Below are 19,153 nucleotides of genomic sequence, written 5' to 3'. Positions count from 1 at the left end.
CCGGGTTGTACCAAGGCGTTGTATTTGAATGCAAATATAAACAAATAATTAAATACCCAACTTTTGCAGAATTACAGCAGCCATTTTGTAAAAAGCCTCATTACTGTAGCCGGCTATATGAGGTGTAATAATAACATTGTTTTGTGAAGTTAAAAAGTCTAATTGTGCTTGTTGCAGGTGCGTTAAGGTAGCCAGATTTTCGTTTTCAAGTACATCCAGTGCCGCACCCGCAATTTGATTTTGCTTTAATGCCTCAATCAGGGCAGCAGTATCAGTCACCGGTCCCCGGCAGGCGTTGATAAAGAAAGGTTTTTCTTTAAGGGCGTTAAAAAAACCGGCGCCCGCCATGTACCTTGTCTCTTCCGTAAGCGGCACATGAAAACTTATTACATCTGCGTAACGGCAAATTTGCTCCATATTTGCTTCCTTTATAAACCCGGCGCCAAAGTCAAATTTATATTTATCATAGGCCAGTATAGTAACTTCAAACGCAGCCAATAACTTTGCAAGTGCTGCGCCGGTATTGCCAAACCCAATTATACCCACCGTTTTACCGCTCAACTCCTGGCCGCGATTGGCATCCCTGATCCATTTTTTTTGCTTTACTTCATCTGCGCTTAAAGAAATCCGGTTCATCAGATTTAGCAAAAGCCCTAAAACATGCTCGGCAACAGCGTTACGATTACCTTCAGGGCTGCTAACGCACTTAATGCCCTTGCTTTGCGCATACTCCACATCAATCAATTCCATGCCACTACCAAGCCGGCCAATCCATTTCAATTTCGTAGCTTTTTCAAGCAATGGCTCATCAATTTGTAAACGGGTAGTTACAATTAAGCCGGCTGCCTCCCTAATTTGGATCGCTAACTCTTCGTATGTAATTTCTGGTAAATACAGTACATCATAACCCTTTTGTGCCAGGGTATTCTCTAAAAAAGGATGTGTTTTAGCGGTTATTATAACAACCTGTTTTGTATTATTCATAGTTGTATTTTCAGCATCGGTATAAATAAAAAAGATCCGAGGTGGACAAAATTAGAAACCTTTTAATCGTTACTAGAGGATGTCGATGTGAACACTAACCTTTTCAACGGCCTGCAGTTGCGCTCCATTGTTCAAAAGATCAATTTAGTAAATTCCTTTCCTCCGGGTTGGTTATGGATTACAAATTAATGGTGAAAGAAGCTTGATATCAGATGGCTGCGATTACACTGATTTCAACGTTGGCATTTTTAGGAAGTCCCTTTACTGCCACCGTTTCCCTGGCCGGAAAATCTCCGTCAAAATATTTCGCATAAATTTCATTTACCCGGCTAAACAAGTCCATATCACTTAAAAAAATGGTCGTTTTTACGATATTGCTAAAATCCATCTCAGCTTCGGCCAATATACTTTTTATATTTTGGAGTACCTGGTGAGTCTCTTCAATAATATCTGTGTTGGCAAGGTCGTTTGTGCCGGGCTTAATGGCTACCTGGCCGGATACAAATAATAAATTACCGGCTTTTACCGCCTGGTTATATGGCCCGATTGGTGCCGGTGCATTGTTAGTCTGAATAATCTGTTTGCTCATGATTTTACTTAAGATTTACAAATATATCTTTTATCAACCACCTATTTTTGTAAAAATTTTCGTTAGATGGCCATTGGAACAATATCATTTATTCGAAAAAACAATGACTTAATAGATGAAGTATTAGGTTGTCAAAAATTAAATCAGCCTTTGAAAGATCAGCCTTCTGCTATTAAAATTAAAAGGGACTGGAAACTGTTGTTAGATAAATAATAAATGATTTAAATGAGCCTACTGTTAAATATCGATACGGCTAGTAACATAGCGGTTGTAAGCATTGCAAAGGATGGGTATATTTTGCAGGAAGCAACCAACAAGGAACAAAAAGACCATGCCTCCTTTTTACATATTGCAATCAAATCCATTTGCCAAACAGCAGGAGTCAATTTAAATCAACTAAATGCTATTGCGGTTGTTGCCGGCCCGGGAAGTTATACCGGCTTGAGGGTAGGCATGGCAAGTGCCAAAGGTCTCTGTTATACCTTACATATTCCACTAATAGCAATTGGAGCATTGGAGTTGATAGCCTGGCAGGCAATCAATGAAACTAAAAATTTACAACTTCCGTTACCAGTTTTATTTTGCCCCATGATAGATGCCAGGCGTATGGAAGTATTTACTGCAATATTTGACGCCAATCTTCAATCACTGCTAAAACCCACAGCGCTCGTCCTTGAAAATGATTTTTTTGCAAATTTTTTGTTAACGAATAAAATAGTTTTTTCTGGAAATGGTTCCACGAAATGGAGAGAGATATGTAGCAATGCCAATGCTTATTTTATAGAAAACGAAACAAATGCACTGTATATGAGCCAACTATCCTATAACAAATTTATTAATAATAAATTTGAAGATATCGCCTACGTTCAGCCGCTGTACGTAAAGGAATTTTTCAATCCGTCTTAACGAAAAATATTAGTAAAAATCTAAATTATTCCAATAAGCATTTTCATAAATATTAAATGGTTTGTATCTTTGTTCTTTCAAGCACAATTAAAATTTAATTTCTATGACAAATCTCACAGCCTCAGCTCCGCCGGAGCAGCATCCAGCTTTACCACAAACTCCTACCACAGGTAGTATCAAAATTGATTACTACAGTGTAAAAAAAGCAGCCCTTATTTTAAGAGCGCTCAACCACAAATTACGCCAGCAATTGCTGAAACTAATCGAAGAAGAAAAGAAGATCACGGTAACCGAAATTTATGTTCGGTTAAGATTGGAGCAATCAGTAGCATCTCAGCACCTGGCCATCTTACGTAAGGCAGGTGTAGTTAGTACCCAGCGTGATGGTAAGTTCATTTTTTACATTATCAATCATAAAAGGATTGACGAAATAAGCAATTTTGTAAATGAACTTGTCGCATAATTATACAATTATTTGCAATTTAAAAGCGGGTGCCCAACAGCATCCGTTTTTTGTTTTTTATATTTGCAACCTTATTTTATTTTAATGGGTATCGAGATATACTGAATTAGATGCAATAACCGGTTTACGCCAAATAGTTGCGCTCGTCTTTTCAGTGTACTGATTTAAAAAATTCTTTTTTATGTTTATTAAACAGATATATACAAATTGTATAAGTGAGGCTGCCTATTACATTGAAAGCGATGGCGAGGCGGTAGTAATAGATCCGTTGCGGGACACAGAAGAATATATTGCCCTGGCTGCTGAAAGGGATGCTGTTATCAAATATATTTTTGAAACACATTTTCATGCAGATTTTGTAAGTGGTCACTTAGATCTGGCTAAAAAAACCGGGGCAACTATTATTTACGGACCGCAGACATCCACTAGTTTTCCAGTACACATTGCAAAAGATGGTGAGGTATTTAAAGCAGGAAAAATTTCTTTTAAAGTACTGCATACACCCGGCCATACTATTGAAAGCAGCTGCTATTTATTGCAAGACGAATCAGGAAAAGACCATGCGCTTTTTACCGGCGATACTTTATTTGTAGGTGACGTTGGACGCCCGGATTTAAGCAGCGGCGACATGAGCAAAGAAGAACTCGCAGGCATTTTATATGACACCATCCAGAATAAAATATTGCCCCTGGCCGATGATGTTTTAGTGTACCCGGCACATGGCGCAGGAAGCAGTTGCGGTAAAAATTTAGGTCCCGATACGCACAGTACAATCGGAGATGAACGCAAAAACAATTATGCTTTACAGCAACAGACAAAAGAAGATTTTATTGCTGCGATTACAGACGGGCTGGAAGATGCGCCAAGGTATTTTTCCATCAACGCCAAAATTAATAAGGAAGGGTATGAGAGCCTGGATGCAATAAAATCAAATGGGCTTATTGCATTAACGATAACAGCATTTAAAAATAAATTAAAAGAAGATGTAGTTATAGCAGACACAAGGCATGCCGATATATTTACGGAAGGATTTATTCCTGGCAGTATTTTTATTGGGCTTGAGGGCCGCTTCGCGGAGTGGGCTGGCAGTTTGCTGCCCTTTGATAAACCACTACTACTTGTTACTGAAAAAGGCAAAGAAGAAGAAACAGTTGTGAGGCTGGCAAGGGTTGGATTTTCAAAAATTGATGGTTACCTGAAAGGCGGCTTTGATGCCTGGCAGAAAGCGGGTGAAAAAGTGGATATGATTATAAGTGTTGAAGCAGACGAGCTGGCAATGGATATTCCGTTTGATCCCAATTTGCAGGTGGTGGATGTGAGAAAAGAAATTGAATTTGCAGACGGTCATGTAAAAAATGCCATTAACATGCCGCTCGCCGATATGACAGACGTGGCTTTGATAGCGGGTTTTGAAGAAAATCAGAACTTATACCTGCATTGCGCCGGTGGCTATAGAAGTGTAATAGCTTGCTCCATATTAAAAAAACAGGGATTACATAACTTAAGAAATATCATCGGGGGCTGGGCAAAAATTAAAGAAGAAAACCGCATTAAAATTGAGAAGGATGCCAGTGTTTTGAATTAAAAGAAGGCCGGCAAATTGTTCTGTAAGAAAGTTGTTCTGCAGCCTTCTTACAGAACAATATTCTGCACCTTATCACTTTTTGCTGGATAATCCGTGTTAAAATGCAGCCCCCTGCTTTCGTGCCTGAATTCTGCGCTTTTTACAATTAAATAAGCTACCGTGATCATGTTACGTAGTTCACATAATTGCGGTGACACAACCGTTCTTTTGAACAGTCCTTCGGTCTCTTCATGCAGCAAATCAAGGCGGCGGTTGGCCCTTTGTAAACGTTCATTATTACGCACAATACCTACATAATCACTCATCAGTAATTTCATTTCCTTTAAACTCTGCGTAATTAGAATCATCTCCTTAGGGGCGCTGGTGCCATCCGCCTTCCAGTCAGGAATATTTTGCTGAAACGAAATCTGGTCAATTTTTTTTACAGCATCCAGATAACTGCGATGGGCAAATACCATGGCCTCCAGCAGACTATTACTTGCAAGGCGGTTAGCGCCATGTAAACCAGTGCAGGCGCATTCGCCGGCTGCATATAAATGTGTAATTGATGTTCTGCCGCTCTCGTCTGTTTGAACACCACCGCAACTGTAATGCGCAGCCGGCGAAACCGGTATCATGTCCTTCGTAATGTCAATACCAATGCTCATGCATTTATCATAAATATTGGGGAAGTGTTCTGTAAATTTCTCCTTGCTGAAATGACGGCAATCCAGGTACACGTGTTCGGTACCATTTATCTTCATCTCATTATCAATTGCCCTGGCTACAATATCTCTTGGTGCCAAATCTTTACGTTCATCATACCGCTCCATAAAAGCCTCACCAGCCTGGTTGCGCAAAATACCGCCATCGCCACGCACGGCCTCCGTAATTAAAAAATTTTGCCCACGTACGCCAGGCTCATATAAGGCTGTAGGGTGAAACTGTATAAACTCCATATTTTCAATTCGCCCTTTGGCCCTGTATACCATTGCTACGCCGTCACCTGTAGCAATGGCGGGGTTGGTAGTGGTGCGGTAAACCTGACCGTTGCCTCCTGTGGCCAGTAAGGTAATTTTTGCTTCTATCTTTTCGATTTTATGGGTATTTAAATTCAACACATACACACCATAACATTCAATAGTTGGAGTAGCTTTTGTAACCAGGTAGCCGAGATGATGCTGTGTTAAAATATCCAGCACAAAACAATGGCTGATGAGTTGAATGTTGGGCTTGCTTTTTATAGCTTCCAATAAAGCTCTTTCCATTTCCTTTCCCGTTACATCTTTATGATGCAGTATTCTGAATTCACTGTGTCCGCCTTCTCTTCCCAATGCATAATCGCCCTCTTTGTCTTTGTCAAAATTAGCACCCCATTCAATCAGTTCTTTTATTCGCTCCACGCCTTCCTTTACCACAATTTCTACTACAGCCCTGTTGCACAAACCATCACCCGCTATCAATGTATCCTCAATATGTTTTTCAAAACTATCATTGTCAAAATCCATCACACCTGCAATACCACCTTGTGCATACTTGGTATTAGTTTCATCACTTTGGGTTTTAGTGAGTATCGTAATGGTTTTATCAGGACAAGCTTCTGCTACTTTTAGGGCATAGGTTAACCCTGCTATGCCGCTGCCAATTACTAAAAAATCTGTCTGCATAATGTTGTTTGTAATTAACTGAACATTAAAATTAACAGATTAATGATTAATAATTTATTTTGAGTGGTGTTGCTTTTCCATACACTTTAATTTGTTTCATTAAATTACAAAAGTCAACAGTTGCAATCAAGATCTCGTGGATTGCATTTTTTATTTTATCACAGCTTAATTGAAAGTTCAGGCAGCATTTCAGCTACAACATACATGGTTTCAATTTCAGCACTTATCACTTTAGGGTATTTATTTAGTGGAGACCATTTTTTAAAATCATCACTTTGTGGTATTGCAACAGGCAAATTTTAATTGTAGGTTTACATCCTATTTAGCAATCAAGAAAGCTACTAACCCCCGATTCCTACCGACAGATTACATCTGAGCATCTTAGAAGAACCCCCATAATTTTTACCGAGAGGATATAAAAAAACGAAGCGTTATTCGACAGGTATTCCTATGCGGGTGACTGAATAAACACACATTCTTAAAAAATAAAAATACAATCATGGCAAACGAAAACGATGCTACTGCAATTCCCTGCTGTCCTGACTTAATGAAAGATGATCATTGCGATGTCATCAATTTCAGCAGGGTACTTACCTACCCTACCGGTAACAATGAGAATCGGCGGAGGGTAAATGTTGAAGTGATACTTCACTTCAAACTCACAAGGTGTACGCTGGGACTTACTTTGGGCGACCCGGCCTACAGTACCACACTTTTACCCGGCGAAAAAGTGCGCCTGTCAACTACCGACAGAAGGAGCCGCTTTACGTACGACAGTGAAACTAAACTGAGCTACCGGAGTGAACAAATTTCAGAAGAACAATATTTTATGACGGCCACCCAAAAATACCTGGCCGATGCTTCTGCTGCACAATCAGGCAACGCAGAAAGTTCATCGGAAGGCAAATGGGATTTTCATGGCGATGCCGGCGGAAGCATCAATCCATTTACTTTAAGTGCCAGCGCAAGTACCAGTGCGGGCGGAAGCCATAACAGCTCTTCTGTATCTGATTATCTGAATCAGCAAAAATCTCATGTGCAAAGCTCTGCCTCCCAGGCAGTAAGTGCTACGAGGAAAGCGCACTCCATTTCTATCGGGGAAGTAAGCAGCCGCACCCATATCCAGGGTGAATCAGAAGATCATTTTGAAGCTGCTTCACGGGAATTCAGCAACCACAATAAATGCCACGCGGTAACCTATATGTTTTACCGCATCAACAAAAAACAAAAAATAAATTTTGAACTGGTGGCTATTGAAAGAAGGGTGGCTGACAGCAATGCTCCTATCGGCGGTATTTTACAACCGGCTGCTGCAAAACTTCCCATTGCACTGGTACCGCAGGACATACCGGCCACTAACCTTTTAAGAAGAACAACAGTAGCAGCCAGTGCAACGGCTTTTGCAAATATTGATACGGCATTCCTGTTGAATGTTAATCAAACCCTTAACAGGTCTGCATTTGCTACTGAGCAGAATTTTGGAATACCATTAGACGAAGCAACGAGAATGGCTGCATTGAAAGAAGTGGATCAGCAATTAATTGCAAAAAATCTGCTTGGAAAAGATGGTAAAGTTTCGCAGGAAACAAAACTCTCTATCAACTTCGACATGGAATTTTCACTGCCCACACCCGGCATTGTTGTTAAAGGTTGCCTTGATGATTGCGATACATGTGAGCCTCTTGTAAAAGAAAGGATGCAACTGGAAAATGACCTGTTGCGCAAGCAAATAGAACTGCTGGAAAAATCTCAGGAGTACAGGTGCTGCCCGGTGGCTTCGACAGACACCGATAATTAATTCCCTGAAGAAGATCATACGTTAAATACTACATTAATAATCATTTAAAAAATTAATCATGGCAAAATTAAAACAGCTATCAATTAAGGTGAGTTTTGAACAAACTCCCGAAAAAGAAATAGCACTAACAGGTTTTTTATTTTACTGTAACGGGTTGCTTTTACAGCAGCAGGCAGTAAGAGATAACACGCTTCAATTTAATTTTGAAAAATCAACCAAGGGTAATTTTCCTGCTGAAATAGACTCAAATGAATTGAGGTTATTTATTGCGCCTGCCGCGGACAAAAAACTCCAAAGCGTGAGTAGCATTGAAGAATTACAAAAGTACAAACCTTATGAACCCGTGCTTACCACAGATGCAAATGGTGGAATAAGTATCCTCCCTATCCCCCAAATCATAGTGCAATTCTGGCCTTTCTGCAATTGCAGGGTAGCCGGCAAAGTATCAAAATGGTTTCAAATCGGCAATAACTGGAAGGAACGGTCCATTTGCAGGGCAAAGGTACACATTTGTGAAATTGATGCTATCCGGTATTGGATTTACCATATACCCGATACAATTATTGCAAAAATTCCTGAGGTAATTTTAAGTCCAAAGGAAGTAATTAAATTTCCTGTTCCAACGCCTGACCCCGCTCCTTTTTTCAGAAATAAAGCTGCTGCTTCTACACAACAACCAGCTGATATATTTAAGACAGTTTCGATAGACCAGCAATTAATGGAAGCTGCCGCTACCTTACCTGAATTAAGTCTTGATATCCGGCAGAATCTTGCATCTGGTAACCTGAACCTGATCCGGGAAACTATTCTAAACAACTATACCCTCTTTCATCCATGGTTTTGCTTATGGCCATGGTGGTGGCCATATTTCTATCGCTGCAATGAATTGGCCGTTGTTTATACAGATGCCAATGGCCGTTTTGATACCAATGTTACTTATTGGTGCTTTGGTGATAAACCAGATATTTATATCTGGGTGGAATATATGATTAATGGTGTATGGACTACTGTATACAATCCACCGATACCTTGCTATACTTTATGGAATTATGTCTGTGGCAGCAATATTAATATCCTTGTTACTGATCCACGTGTGCCGGGTGATTGTTGTTGCAATTGTCCAATACCTGGCGAACTGGTATGGATAAGAACTGTAGGAGGAAACGGAACAAGTGTTTCGCATATCAATCAATCAGCACTGATATCGCAACCACCGCCCGGACAAAACGTAGCCTACAACCGCATTGGATTAACTGATGCTGCGGCTAATGGTGATGGATTTTTTGCCACTGCAGTGGGAGACTTTAAACGCCCCTTTGGAGGTAGCCCCACGTTTTATATGGGCTTCGGCAGTGACCTTCCGAATGCGGGCATTTATTATTACCGCTGGAGATATCAACAGGTTAGCAGAGCAGATTTATCTTCTGTTACCGGTTCGATAGAATATTTGAACAATCTTGAAATGAAAGGATATGATTTTGAATATATTGATTCAAATAGTGATGTACAAATTGGGTACAACAGTGTAAAACTTGGACCACAACTTCCTGTTGGCGGCACCAATAACCTGTATATCATTCCACCTACACAACCTAATTTACCACCATTCAATGCGCCTGAAGCGAGCCCGCAATGGTATGAGCGTACACATAATACCAGGACTATTGCTTTCGATTCAACTGCATTGATGAATGGAACAATGCCGGGTGGCGATGGGTTATATGAGTTTACATTAGAATTGTTTGACCAGGCGGGGAATTTGCTGACCAATATTCCAAGGTCAACCTTTAAAGTGCCGGATTATAATGATGCAGGACTGAGTGTAAATGCACCGGATGAATTATTAGACGGCCCTACTGCCACCACCGCAAATGCTTTCAAGGTGCTTGTGCGAATTGATAATTCAAAATGTCAGTCAGATATTTATACAGTAAATGTAAATGGCTTACCTGCATCTACTGACTGTTGTGGATTTGTTAGCTATAAACCTGGAGGAGTAGAAGCAGATCTTGACTTATCATTTAAAGCCACACATCCCAACAACTTTGCAGTATTTAGTTTTGGCGTTACAAAAGGTACTTGTGGTGGTGTGCCAAATGCCGGTGCAAGCGGAATGGTGATCGATGACAGTCCGTCTGGCTATGCACTAAACAGTGGCGTTTACGATAAACATTTTACGCCAATACAATTATTAGATACTTGTTACATTGATGGCAAAGCTGCCTTTGCAGAAACATTGAGCGTAATTGCTATGGCAACAGATGGTAATAGCCGCGTTAGCGCTAATGATGCGCCTTACAGTATAGCAGCATTTGCATTAGAGCCTTAATAGTGACATTAATAAATTGCAACAATGAGCGCATTCCCGTTTATATTATTGGCTTTAGCCACCTGGCGCATCACGCATTTGTTTAGCAAGGAAGATGGCCCGTTTGATGTGATTTATTTAGTTAGAAAAAAAGCGGGGGCAGGCTTCTTCGGAAGCCTGCTCGATTGCTTTTACTGTGTGAGTGTTTGGGTAGCTTTTCCATTTGGTTTATGGCAGGGAAATAACTGGTGGCAAAAATTATTGTGTTGGTGTGCATTATCAGGTGCGGCCTGTTTGCTGGAACAAGCTACTACAATATCAAAAAACAATAAGGAGAAAACTCCTGATTATAAAGAAGACTAAAAACTACAATAATGTGCAACTGCAGTAATAGAAGAACGGAGTTGGCAGGAACGCCATCATCTAAATTAAGCAATCAAAATTTTGAACCACAAAAACGCAGCATGTGGCCCGAAGTATATTTTGAGTACGTTGGTAAAACCGCCATGACTGTAACTGGAAATATCAGTGGCAAACAATATCGCTTTAATAACCCTGGCGATAAGCAAATAGTGGACTACCGTGACGCATCGGGGATGATGAAAGTGCCTTTTTTAAAAAGGGTATTTAAGTAGTTGATAAATTTTACCCGGCAATGATCGTTACTGATGGCTATTTTTGAAGATTGAAGCAGATTAATAATTGACAGCTGAACGGAGCGTCGCTAATAAAGCCAAATCATGGTTATTGGCCGATATTATAATTGTATTATTTCATTGCAATCTAAAATCGTTTTAATTTTTCTTAACCTGCATCAATCCATACATTACTTTCCTTTAGTAAATTGATCAGTTCATCAACGGCTATGGCACTGTCAATATTTCTTTTCACCACTTCTTTTCCGCGGTACAGAGTTATCTTGCCGATACCGCTGCCAACGTAACCAAAGTCAGCATCTGCCATTTCGCCCGGGCCATTTACGATACATCCCATAATGGCGATTTTTAAGCCTTTTAAATGATTGGTAACTGCACGTATTTTACCGGTAGTTTCCTGCAGCTCAAATAAGGTTCTGCCGCAACTTGGGCAACTGATATATTCTGTTTTAGATATTCTCGTACGCACTGCCTGTAAAATAGAAAACGATGTATTGTTGATAAACTGGTGGTTGTTTTTTGTCTGCAGATAAGTTCTTCCGGATACCTGCTGATGGATCAGTTTGGAGGGATCATTCATCAGCCAGATACCATCGCCCATTCCGTCCAAAAATAAAGCACCGGCTTCTGTGCTAAAGTGAATAAGCTGTTCATCAATAGAACTGTCACTGCTTTCAACAGATACAATTACCGGGCAATTTATTTGCTGTTGCATCAGCTTAGCAATACATGTTCTAACTTTTTGCATTGCATTTTGAGCAGTAGAATAAATACATAAAACAGCTGTTACATCTTCTTTTATTTTGTCAAGAAAGGTGTCAGAAATATCATGCACATTTGTTGCAATAAAGTTAACAGTACCTGATTTTCTTCCTGCCTTTAAATATTCATCCGGCTGAAAAAGCGGAAAATATTTTATATTATCTGCCTCTGTTAACCAGGTTGCATAATCACAAATAATCTGCAGTGTTCCAGGTAAAGCAAAGTCAATTTTTTTATTGGCGGTGTAGATATAATCTGCGGCGGCATCACTGATGCCCCATTTATCTGTACTGGAATTGTAAGTGTAACCGATCGCCTGTAAATCAGCATGGGTAATGGTTTGAGCCAGCATAAAATCTGCAATAACAACAGGTACATTTTTGTTACCGATGTTGACCACCAGGTTTGTATATCTTCTCTTATATTCAAAGGGAGAATAAGGGAGCTTAATTTCATCTGCCTTTTTAATATCATTTTGCGCACTAATTGAAGCGTATCTTTTCACCAAATCTTTACAAACAGGTATTTCAAATTCCGGATCTTCGGTAAGACTTACCCTGATGGTGTCGCCGATACCGTCTTCCAGTAAAGTACCAATACCGATCGCAGATTTTATCCTTCCGTCTTCGCCATCTCCTGCTTCCGTTACACCCAGGTGCAGCGGATAACATTCACCAAATTCATCCATCATATGATTGATAAGTAAACGGTAAGCCTGCACCATCACCAACGGGTTGCTGCTCTTCATACTCAAAATAATGTTGTGATAATCCAGCGCTCTTGCTATGCGTAAAAACTCCATGGCACTTTCAACCATACCCATGGCAGTATCGCCATACCTGCTCATAATGCGGTCGCTTAAACTGCCATGGTTGGTACCAATACGCATGGCCGTTCCATGTTCCTTACAAATCAGCACCAATGGTGAAAATCGTTCCCTGATACGTTCTATCTCTTCTGCATATTCAGCATCGGTATATTCAATCTGCTCAAACTTTTTCTTATCAACATAATTGCCGGGATTAACCCTTACTTTCTCTACTATTCTTGCAGCAATTTCAGCCGCATTGGGTGTGAAATGAATATCTGCTACCAGCGGCACAAAATAGCCCCGGCGGTTCAGTTCATCTTTTATGTTTTGTAAATTCTCCGCCTCCTTTTTGGAAGGTGCTGTAATGCGAACCATTTCAGCACCGGCTTCAATACAACGAATGGTCTGTTCCACGGTGGCAATAGTATCCAACGTATCCGTAGTGGTCATTGTCTGTACACGAATGGGATGGTTGTTTCCTAAAAGCAGGTTACCAATTTTGACTTCTCTTGTTTTTAGCCGTTTATATTCAGTAAGCGATTCACAGTAAAATTGCATAAGATTAATTTATCGCAACAGGTAAAAAACGCATTGCTTTACAAAATAACAACAAAAAAGCAGGGGTTGTTTGCCCTGCTTCATTTCTTTTTAATTACCAGTCCTTTTCAGGTTTGTCCGGCGAGGCGGCATCTACTCGTCTTAATTTATTTTGAAGATTTTTTTCCTGCTGCAACAAGGCTTTTAGTTTTTCCTCTGCTTCTTTTTTTGTCATTTTCGAAGGTTGCGGTTTGGGTTGCTGCTGCTCTTTCTCCTGCTGTTGTTTGTCTTTCTGCTTATCATCCTTAGGCTTCTTTTTTTCCTTGTCCTGCTGCTCTTTTTGCTGCTGTTCTTTTTGTTGCTGTAACAATGCTTTTTGCAGGTTAAACCTGGCATCTTCATCGGCCGGGTTTAGCTTCAATGCATTTTTATAGGCATCTATGCATTCGGGCAATTTTTTGTTATTCTGCAACGATACGCCTTTGTTATACCAGGATGCAGATTGATCGCTTTTTGATTTGCTTGATTTTATTGCCGCATCATACGCCTGTAGTGCATCATCTGCGTTTCCCTTTTTGTACAAGGCATTACCAAGATTGTATTGTGCCTTTTCATTGGCGGGTTCTTTATCCGCCGCTTTTCTATAATTATCCGCAGCTACATCATATTCTTTTTTGTTATAAGCCTCGTTGCCGTTTTTAATAAGCGTATTACTATTTTGAGCAAATAATAAAGAAGGTAGTATAAATAATACTGTTAACACTGCTACTTCTTTTTTAATAATTACCTTTTTTACTTTGATGATTTTTTTGACTTCTGAAATAAAAAATTCTGCCAGCAATAATACCAGTGAAAGCCCCAATAACCATGGAAAAAAGTTCCTGAAATTTACCAGTGAATTTTCTGTAACAGCCCGCTGCCCCATGCTTTGCAATTGTTTATCCATTGCATCAACTATTTCATCGGTATTGGTAAAAAGCTGGTATAAGCCATTCCCGTTACCAGCAATGGACTTTAATTCCTGCTCATTCAGCTTTGTTATTACCGGGCGCCCCTCGGCATCCATTTTTGTTTCGCCGGTAGCTGGATCAATAATGGTAGTTCCTTCGGGTGATCCAATCCCAACTGTATTGATCATTACACCTTCATCAGCCATTGCCTTTGTTATTTTCTCGGCTGCTTTATCATGATCTTCTCCGTCGCTGATCAACACAACAGATTTATATTTCTTTTCTTTAGTGTTAAATGCATTGTAACACATTTTTAAAGCGTCACCAATTACTGTACCCTGTGTAGGCACAACGTCTGGTGTTGCTGAGGACAAATACATTTTAGCTGCGGAATGATCGGTTGTCAGCGGCATCTGCAAATAAGCTCTGCCGGCAAAAACAACAATTCCGATGCGATCATTGGGTAATTTATCAATCAGTTTGGCAATAAATTGTTTGGCACGTTCCAGCCTGTTTGGTTTTATATCATCGGCCAGCATACTCTTGCTTACATCCAATGCAATCATTACATCAATGCCGCTGCGGTTTACCATCGTACTGCCCTGCGGCATTCGCGGATTAGCCAGCGCTATAACGCCCGCCACAAAAGCAACAACAATCAAAAGGAATTTTAAAAGGAATTTCGATGGACTGTAATCTTTAATCAGCTGATTTACGAGGGCCGGATCGCCTATCTTTTTGATAGTATTTTTTTTACTGCGGAGCACATATGAAAATACCAGCACCATTAAGGGTACAAGTGCCAATGCCAATAAATACTCTATATGCTGAAAGCGGATCATCTGCTGTTAATTCAAAAACAAATAAAATGGATTACATGTTTATTATTGATTCAAAAATATCACCTTAAACGCTGCAATGCTGTGAAAACAATCACAAATTATCTGGCTGATTATTACTTCCTGCCTTCAAAAAATCCAAGGTGTTTTAAAATGCCTTTTGTAATATTCAACCGAACAGCCTTCATATCAATTGCAGCATCGGTAGATTTTACCATTGTTACAAAAAAATAAGGGTGTTTATTTTCTTCTATCCAGCCCACTATCCAGCCAATATTATTTTTCTTTTCGTCAAAACCCCAGCCTGTTTTATAGCTCAGGCTATAAGCTGTATTCTCTTCCTGCAACATAACATCCCGTACAATTTGCTGGGTTCTTTTTTGAAAAGGCAGTTGATCAAAATACAAACGTTTCATCAGTCCCAGTTGCTCATCGGGGGAAATCTTTAAATGATTGTCCAGCCAAAAGGTATCGATTTTATCGCCAATATTTTTATTACCGTAGCTTAAAGAATCTATCCACAGCTTCATGGTATCTTTTCCAATACGCCTTGCTACTTCCTGGTAATAAGGCACACAGCTTACTTTAAATGCTTCCAGCATATTCATATCCTTATTCCAGTCCTCATTGGCCCGTTGAATTCCATCCCACTTAATCACCATCTTTTCATCTGTAATAACGCCGGTTTCCAAACCAATTAATGAGTTAACAATTTTGAATGTTGATGCCGGCAAAACCCGGGCCGTATCCAGCGCAAGATTGTAAACCGTTACCTTCCCGTCGCCATTGCTAAGCATGGTGAAACAACCTTCCACCTTGTTATCATCAAAATACTTTTTAAGGCTGTCATCAACATTGGCCCTGTTTACCGAGCAGGAAAAAATTGTAACCAGTAATACAAAACAGGTAAGCTGCAACAGGGTATTTAATATTTTTTTCATGGTAGAAGTAGAATTGTTGCCATTTCAGCAACGCATTTGATTGTATGTCAGGATTTGCTTTTTAGATGTTCGGCGGTCACTTCAAGGGTTGCATAAAATTCGGTGCCATATTTTCTTGTTAATGCGTCTTTTAAAAAAACGTACACCGGCACCTTTAATTTTTCACCCAGCGTACAGGCGGCACTGCAAAGATCTTCTCTTGGTTCATAGTTTACATATTCAGTTTGCTTATCCCTGCTTTGTTGTATCCGTATCGGAAACAGGTGGCAACTGATTGGCTTTTTCCATTGTACCTTACCATCATTATACGCCTGCTCAATGCCACATTTAACAATGCCATTTTTGTCCACAATGCCATAAACACAAATCTTGCTTTCAATGGTAGGTGTTACCCAGCCAAACTCTTTATCATAAACGTATCTTCCCTGGCGTTGCAATTCCTTTTTGCTTTCTTCCGGCAAATAGGGTAACACCGCGTCGAAGACTTCGTTTATTTTTTCCAGTTCATCTTTATTTAGCGGAGCTCCGGCGTCACCATCCACACAACAACCTCCCTTACATTTGTTGAGATCGCAAACAAATTGTTCCTGCACAATTTCATCACTTACTAAAATATTGTCTATAGCTATCATATCAGGTGCAAAAGTAATGCAAAGGCGGTAGCAATAAAAAGCTGTTTTAAAAGGTGGGATAACAGGGTAAAAAACTTTGTCCGGGCCGTAAAGCCCTGCGATACTTCATATGCGTCGCACTCTTGTGCTGCAATTTTATAGCGTCTTTTATCAAAGCGAAGCTGGGAGGCCATTTAATACAAATAACCTTGCCTGATCCTGTTATTTATTCTTCCACTTAAAAGTATTGATCATATGTTCCATATCAACCTGCAAAAAGTCCTGCACGGGCTTCAAGGAATCTGCATTTGGCGTAACGTCAAAATATAGGGCGCCCCTTATAAAATTTTTTGTTGTATCGCTCAGGAAGAATTGTTTAGCCGTAGCTGCATTGCCTCCCACTTTAAAAAATACGCCGTGTATGCCGTTGGGCGTATGTATTAAACTATCGTTGATGGAATTGGATACCACGTTGTTTTTGTTTGTAAGCGTAAAGGCATCTGCTACCATTTTGTCAAATACATTTACAGCAAACGAATCTTTATACTGGCCGTTAGGCTGTTTTATTTTGTACATGGCTTTCCCTCCTATCTCTTTATAACTCAAAAATATTCTTGCATGAAATTGTGGAAAGTCGATATTTCTCCAGTAGGAGTTTTCAGGATTGTTGTCAAAATAAGTTGTGTCCTGCATAACGGTGGCATAAACAGGATATTCAAAACTGTAAGGAAAACCGGGCTGATTGAATTGTTGATACTGGCGCCTTGGAAGATCAATAATATAGTATCCTCTTTTTTTAGAAACATAAGGCGAATTGCAGGCCACAAAAAAAACGCAAGAGCAGATAATAATAAAACCATAATGAAATCGCCTGGCAATAAATCTCCTTCTATTTTGCATCTAAACTTATTTGTTGTTTTCCAATTTTGGGCTGGCTGCTAACCATTAAACATTGATGATTACTTTCACTTTATCAATGCGGTTTTTGTTAATTTCCAAAGGTATAAATGTAAACGCACCGCTGGATACCTCTTCATTTACCTGGGGAAATTCACCTGCAATTTCCAACACCAGGCCAGCCAGCGAATCACTGTCTCCTCTTGCATCTTCAAAAGTATCACCCGGCAGCTGCATGGCTTTGCAAACATCATTGATCATTGTTTTACCTTCAAATATATAGGTGCTGTCATCAATCTTTTTATTGATGCTTTCCTCATCGTCAAATTCATCTTTTATTTCCCCTATAATTTCTTCCATAATATCTTCCAGTGTAACAATGCCACTAGTGCCGCCAAATTCATCCACCACCACTGCAAAGTGTATACGGCGGTTACGAAACTCCTGCAGCAGATCTTCTATCAATTTTTGTTCATGTACAAATAAAGGTGCACGCATTAAACTATGCCAGTTGTAATTTTCCACTTTACTGGCATTCACATGCGGCAATAAATCTTTGGTATGTAAAATTCCTACAATTTCGTCCAGGTTACTCTTATATACCGGCAGACGGGAATAGTGCAGCTCTTCTACTTTTTTTATCACATCTTCAAAACTGCTGTTGTGATCAATGCCACTAACGTCAAGGCGCGTTCGCATTACCTGCTTAACAGTTGTGTCTCCAAATTTTCGTATACCCTTTAAAATTTGTTTTTCTTCACTGGTCGCTTCATGCTCAGGCAGTAAGTCAATGGCATAATCAAGCTGGCTGTTGTCCAGCAGGGAAGACCGGTTAACAGAAAGTTTTCTTTCAATTCCATCACTAAACCCAACCATTCTTTTGCTGAACCGAAAAAATAAAATATTAAAAATTTCTATCACCATAGAGGCAGTAGAAGCAAACCAAATTTTATGATGATTGGCCCATACTTTCGGCAATACTTCGGCGAATAATACAAGTAAAAACGTCACTGATAAAACCTTTATTAAAAACTTTATCCAAAAACTTAAGTCAACTACTTCCAGCCAGCCATCCATCACAATATTAGAAATTAAAATGATGCCGATATTTATAAAACTATTCGCAATCAGCATTGATGCAAGCAGTGTTTTAGGCTGCTCCAGCAAATTCACGATGCGCCTGAAGGAAGGCTGCTTTTTAGTTTTCAGCATATTAATATCCTTATAAGTCAGCGAGAAAAACGCTACTTCAGCACCGGCCAATAAAAAGGAAATGATAAACAACAATACGATAATAAAGATCAGCACTGCAGATGCAGCAGGAGTTATTGCCAGTAAAGGGAAATGTAAAAACCTGGTATAATCAATGACCGGATGATAATCCAAAATGATTCAATTTTAATGAAAAATATTTAACTGCAAGAATTAACTGGGTGTTGTAGCACAGTAATTAAAAAGGCAGCCTCTCCGGGCCATCGTCTATTGGGGGTATATCGCCTTCAAGCCCTTCCATTCCATCAATGTTCCCCATTGCAGCACTTCCATCATGGCGCTTATCCAGCATTATAAGATTATCGCCCACTATTTCAGTTGCAAATTTTTTATTGCCTTCTTTATCTTCCCAGCTCCGGGTTTTAAGGCGACCTTCTATATAAACCAAACTTCCTTTGTGTAAATATTTCTGCGCCAGTTCGGCTAATCCCCGCCACAGTACCACGGTATGCCATTCTGTTTGCGAAATAAGTTTTCCGCTTCTGTCTTTATAAGTTTCAGTTGTAGCCAGTGAAAACTTAGCTACGCCAATATTGCCTTCCAGAAATTGCATATCTGGGTCTTTCCCTAAATTGCCAATTAACACTACCCTGTTTAC

At 39.8% G+C, this 19,153-nt stretch carries 18 protein-coding genes; 8 read left to right on the top strand and 10 right to left on the bottom strand.

Translation table 11 applies throughout. The annotated features are described in order from the left end of the window. Window positions 1-48: 48 nt before the first annotated feature. Both JWR61_RS00090 and JWR61_RS00085 read right to left on the bottom strand, forming a co-directional pair. Window positions 49-984 (bottom strand): NAD(P)-dependent oxidoreductase, encoded by a 936-nt coding sequence (locus JWR61_RS00090; RefSeq protein WP_301925867.1) that lies wholly within the window; start codon window positions 982-984, stop codon window positions 49-51. Between the two features lie 208 nt (window positions 985-1,192). Continuing rightward, on the bottom strand, window positions 1,193-1,573 hold the full coding sequence (locus JWR61_RS00085) for a RidA family protein (protein WP_290339913.1): 381 nt from the start codon (window positions 1,571-1,573) through the stop codon (window positions 1,193-1,195). Window positions 1,574-1,639: 66 nt separating this feature from the next. Between JWR61_RS00085 and JWR61_RS00080 the strand changes: the two genes are divergently transcribed. From JWR61_RS00080 to JWR61_RS00065, 4 genes are all read left to right on the top strand, one after another. After that, entirely contained in the window at window positions 1,640-1,786 is a 147-nt protein-coding gene (locus tag JWR61_RS00080) for a hypothetical protein (protein ID WP_301925866.1), read from the top strand. A 12-nt stretch (window positions 1,787-1,798) separates the two neighbouring features. Beyond that, on the top strand, window positions 1,799-2,479 hold the full coding sequence (gene tsaB, locus JWR61_RS00075) for a tRNA (adenosine(37)-N6)-threonylcarbamoyltransferase complex dimerization subunit type 1 TsaB (protein WP_301925865.1): 681 nt from the start codon (window positions 1,799-1,801) through the stop codon (window positions 2,477-2,479). 103 nt (window positions 2,480-2,582) lie between these two features. Continuing rightward, window positions 2,583-2,942, top strand: coding sequence for a helix-turn-helix transcriptional regulator (locus JWR61_RS00070; RefSeq protein WP_290339911.1), 360 nt, complete (start codon window positions 2,583-2,585; stop codon window positions 2,940-2,942). Window positions 2,943-3,123: 181 nt separating this feature from the next. Next, window positions 3,124-4,527 (top strand): rhodanese-like domain-containing protein, encoded by a 1,404-nt coding sequence (locus tag JWR61_RS00065; protein WP_301925864.1) that lies wholly within the window; start codon window positions 3,124-3,126, stop codon window positions 4,525-4,527. A gap of 47 nt (window positions 4,528-4,574) precedes the next feature. Here JWR61_RS00065 and nadB read toward each other — a convergent pair whose 3' ends face one another. Continuing rightward, window positions 4,575-6,173, bottom strand: a complete 1,599-nt coding sequence (gene nadB, locus JWR61_RS00060; protein ID WP_301925863.1) for an L-aspartate oxidase — start codon at window positions 6,171-6,173, stop codon at window positions 4,575-4,577. A 499-nt stretch (window positions 6,174-6,672) separates the two neighbouring features. Between nadB and JWR61_RS00055 the strand changes: the two genes are divergently transcribed. From JWR61_RS00055 to JWR61_RS00040, 4 genes are read left to right on the top strand one after another with little or no spacing between them, the layout of a single operon-like run. Further along, window positions 6,673-7,971, top strand: coding sequence for a hypothetical protein (locus tag JWR61_RS00055; RefSeq protein WP_301925862.1), 1,299 nt, complete (start codon window positions 6,673-6,675; stop codon window positions 7,969-7,971). 58 nt (window positions 7,972-8,029) lie between these two features. Beyond that, the gene (locus JWR61_RS00050) at window positions 8,030-10,300 is read left to right on the top strand and encodes a hypothetical protein (protein WP_301925861.1); all 2,271 of its coding nucleotides are present in this window, start codon (window positions 8,030-8,032) and stop codon (window positions 10,298-10,300) included. Window positions 10,301-10,324: 24 nt separating this feature from the next. After that, entirely contained in the window at window positions 10,325-10,642 is a 318-nt protein-coding gene (locus tag JWR61_RS00045; protein ID WP_301925860.1) for a hypothetical protein, read from the top strand. A gap of 11 nt (window positions 10,643-10,653) precedes the next feature. Then, window positions 10,654-10,914 (top strand): hypothetical protein, encoded by a 261-nt coding sequence (locus JWR61_RS00040; RefSeq protein ID WP_301925859.1) that lies wholly within the window; start codon window positions 10,654-10,656, stop codon window positions 10,912-10,914. A gap of 169 nt (window positions 10,915-11,083) precedes the next feature. On the opposite strand, the gene ispG is transcribed toward JWR61_RS00040, so the two are convergent. The 7 genes from ispG to JWR61_RS00005 all read right to left on the bottom strand — a co-directional run. After that, window positions 11,084-13,066, bottom strand: coding sequence for a (E)-4-hydroxy-3-methylbut-2-enyl-diphosphate synthase (gene ispG / locus JWR61_RS00035; RefSeq protein WP_301925858.1), 1,983 nt, complete (start codon window positions 13,064-13,066; stop codon window positions 11,084-11,086). Between the two features lie 94 nt (window positions 13,067-13,160). After that, complete coding sequence (locus tag JWR61_RS00030) at window positions 13,161-14,837, bottom strand: VWA domain-containing protein (protein WP_301925857.1); 1,677 nt, start codon at window positions 14,835-14,837, stop codon at window positions 13,161-13,163. 113 nt (window positions 14,838-14,950) lie between these two features. Continuing rightward, the gene (gene blaOXA, locus JWR61_RS00025) at window positions 14,951-15,775 is read right to left on the bottom strand and encodes a class D beta-lactamase (protein WP_301925856.1); all 825 of its coding nucleotides are present in this window, start codon (window positions 15,773-15,775) and stop codon (window positions 14,951-14,953) included. 47 nt (window positions 15,776-15,822) lie between these two features. After that, a complete protein-coding gene (locus tag JWR61_RS00020) occupies window positions 15,823-16,407 on the bottom strand; it encodes a DUF3109 family protein (RefSeq protein ID WP_301925855.1) in 585 nt (194 codons plus the stop codon). Between the two features lie 201 nt (window positions 16,408-16,608). Continuing rightward, window positions 16,609-17,286: a hypothetical protein gene (locus JWR61_RS00015; protein WP_301925854.1), complete on the bottom strand. Its 678-nt coding sequence runs from the start codon at window positions 17,284-17,286 to the stop codon at window positions 16,609-16,611. 45 nt (window positions 17,287-17,331) lie between these two features. After that, window positions 17,332-18,669: a gliding motility-associated protein GldE gene (gldE, locus tag JWR61_RS00010; RefSeq protein WP_301925853.1), complete on the bottom strand. Its 1,338-nt coding sequence runs from the start codon at window positions 18,667-18,669 to the stop codon at window positions 17,332-17,334. A gap of 64 nt (window positions 18,670-18,733) precedes the next feature. Beyond that, a partial coding sequence (locus JWR61_RS00005; protein ID WP_301925852.1) for a single-stranded DNA-binding protein occupies window positions 18,734-19,153 on the bottom strand: 420 nt, incomplete at its 5' end.

The organism is Ferruginibacter sp., assembly GCF_028288465.1.
Taxonomy (GTDB): domain Bacteria; phylum Bacteroidota; class Bacteroidia; order Chitinophagales; family Chitinophagaceae; genus Ferruginibacter.
Note: the sequence above shows the minus strand (reverse complement) of the source record. Positions and strands in the feature narration are given on the sequence as shown.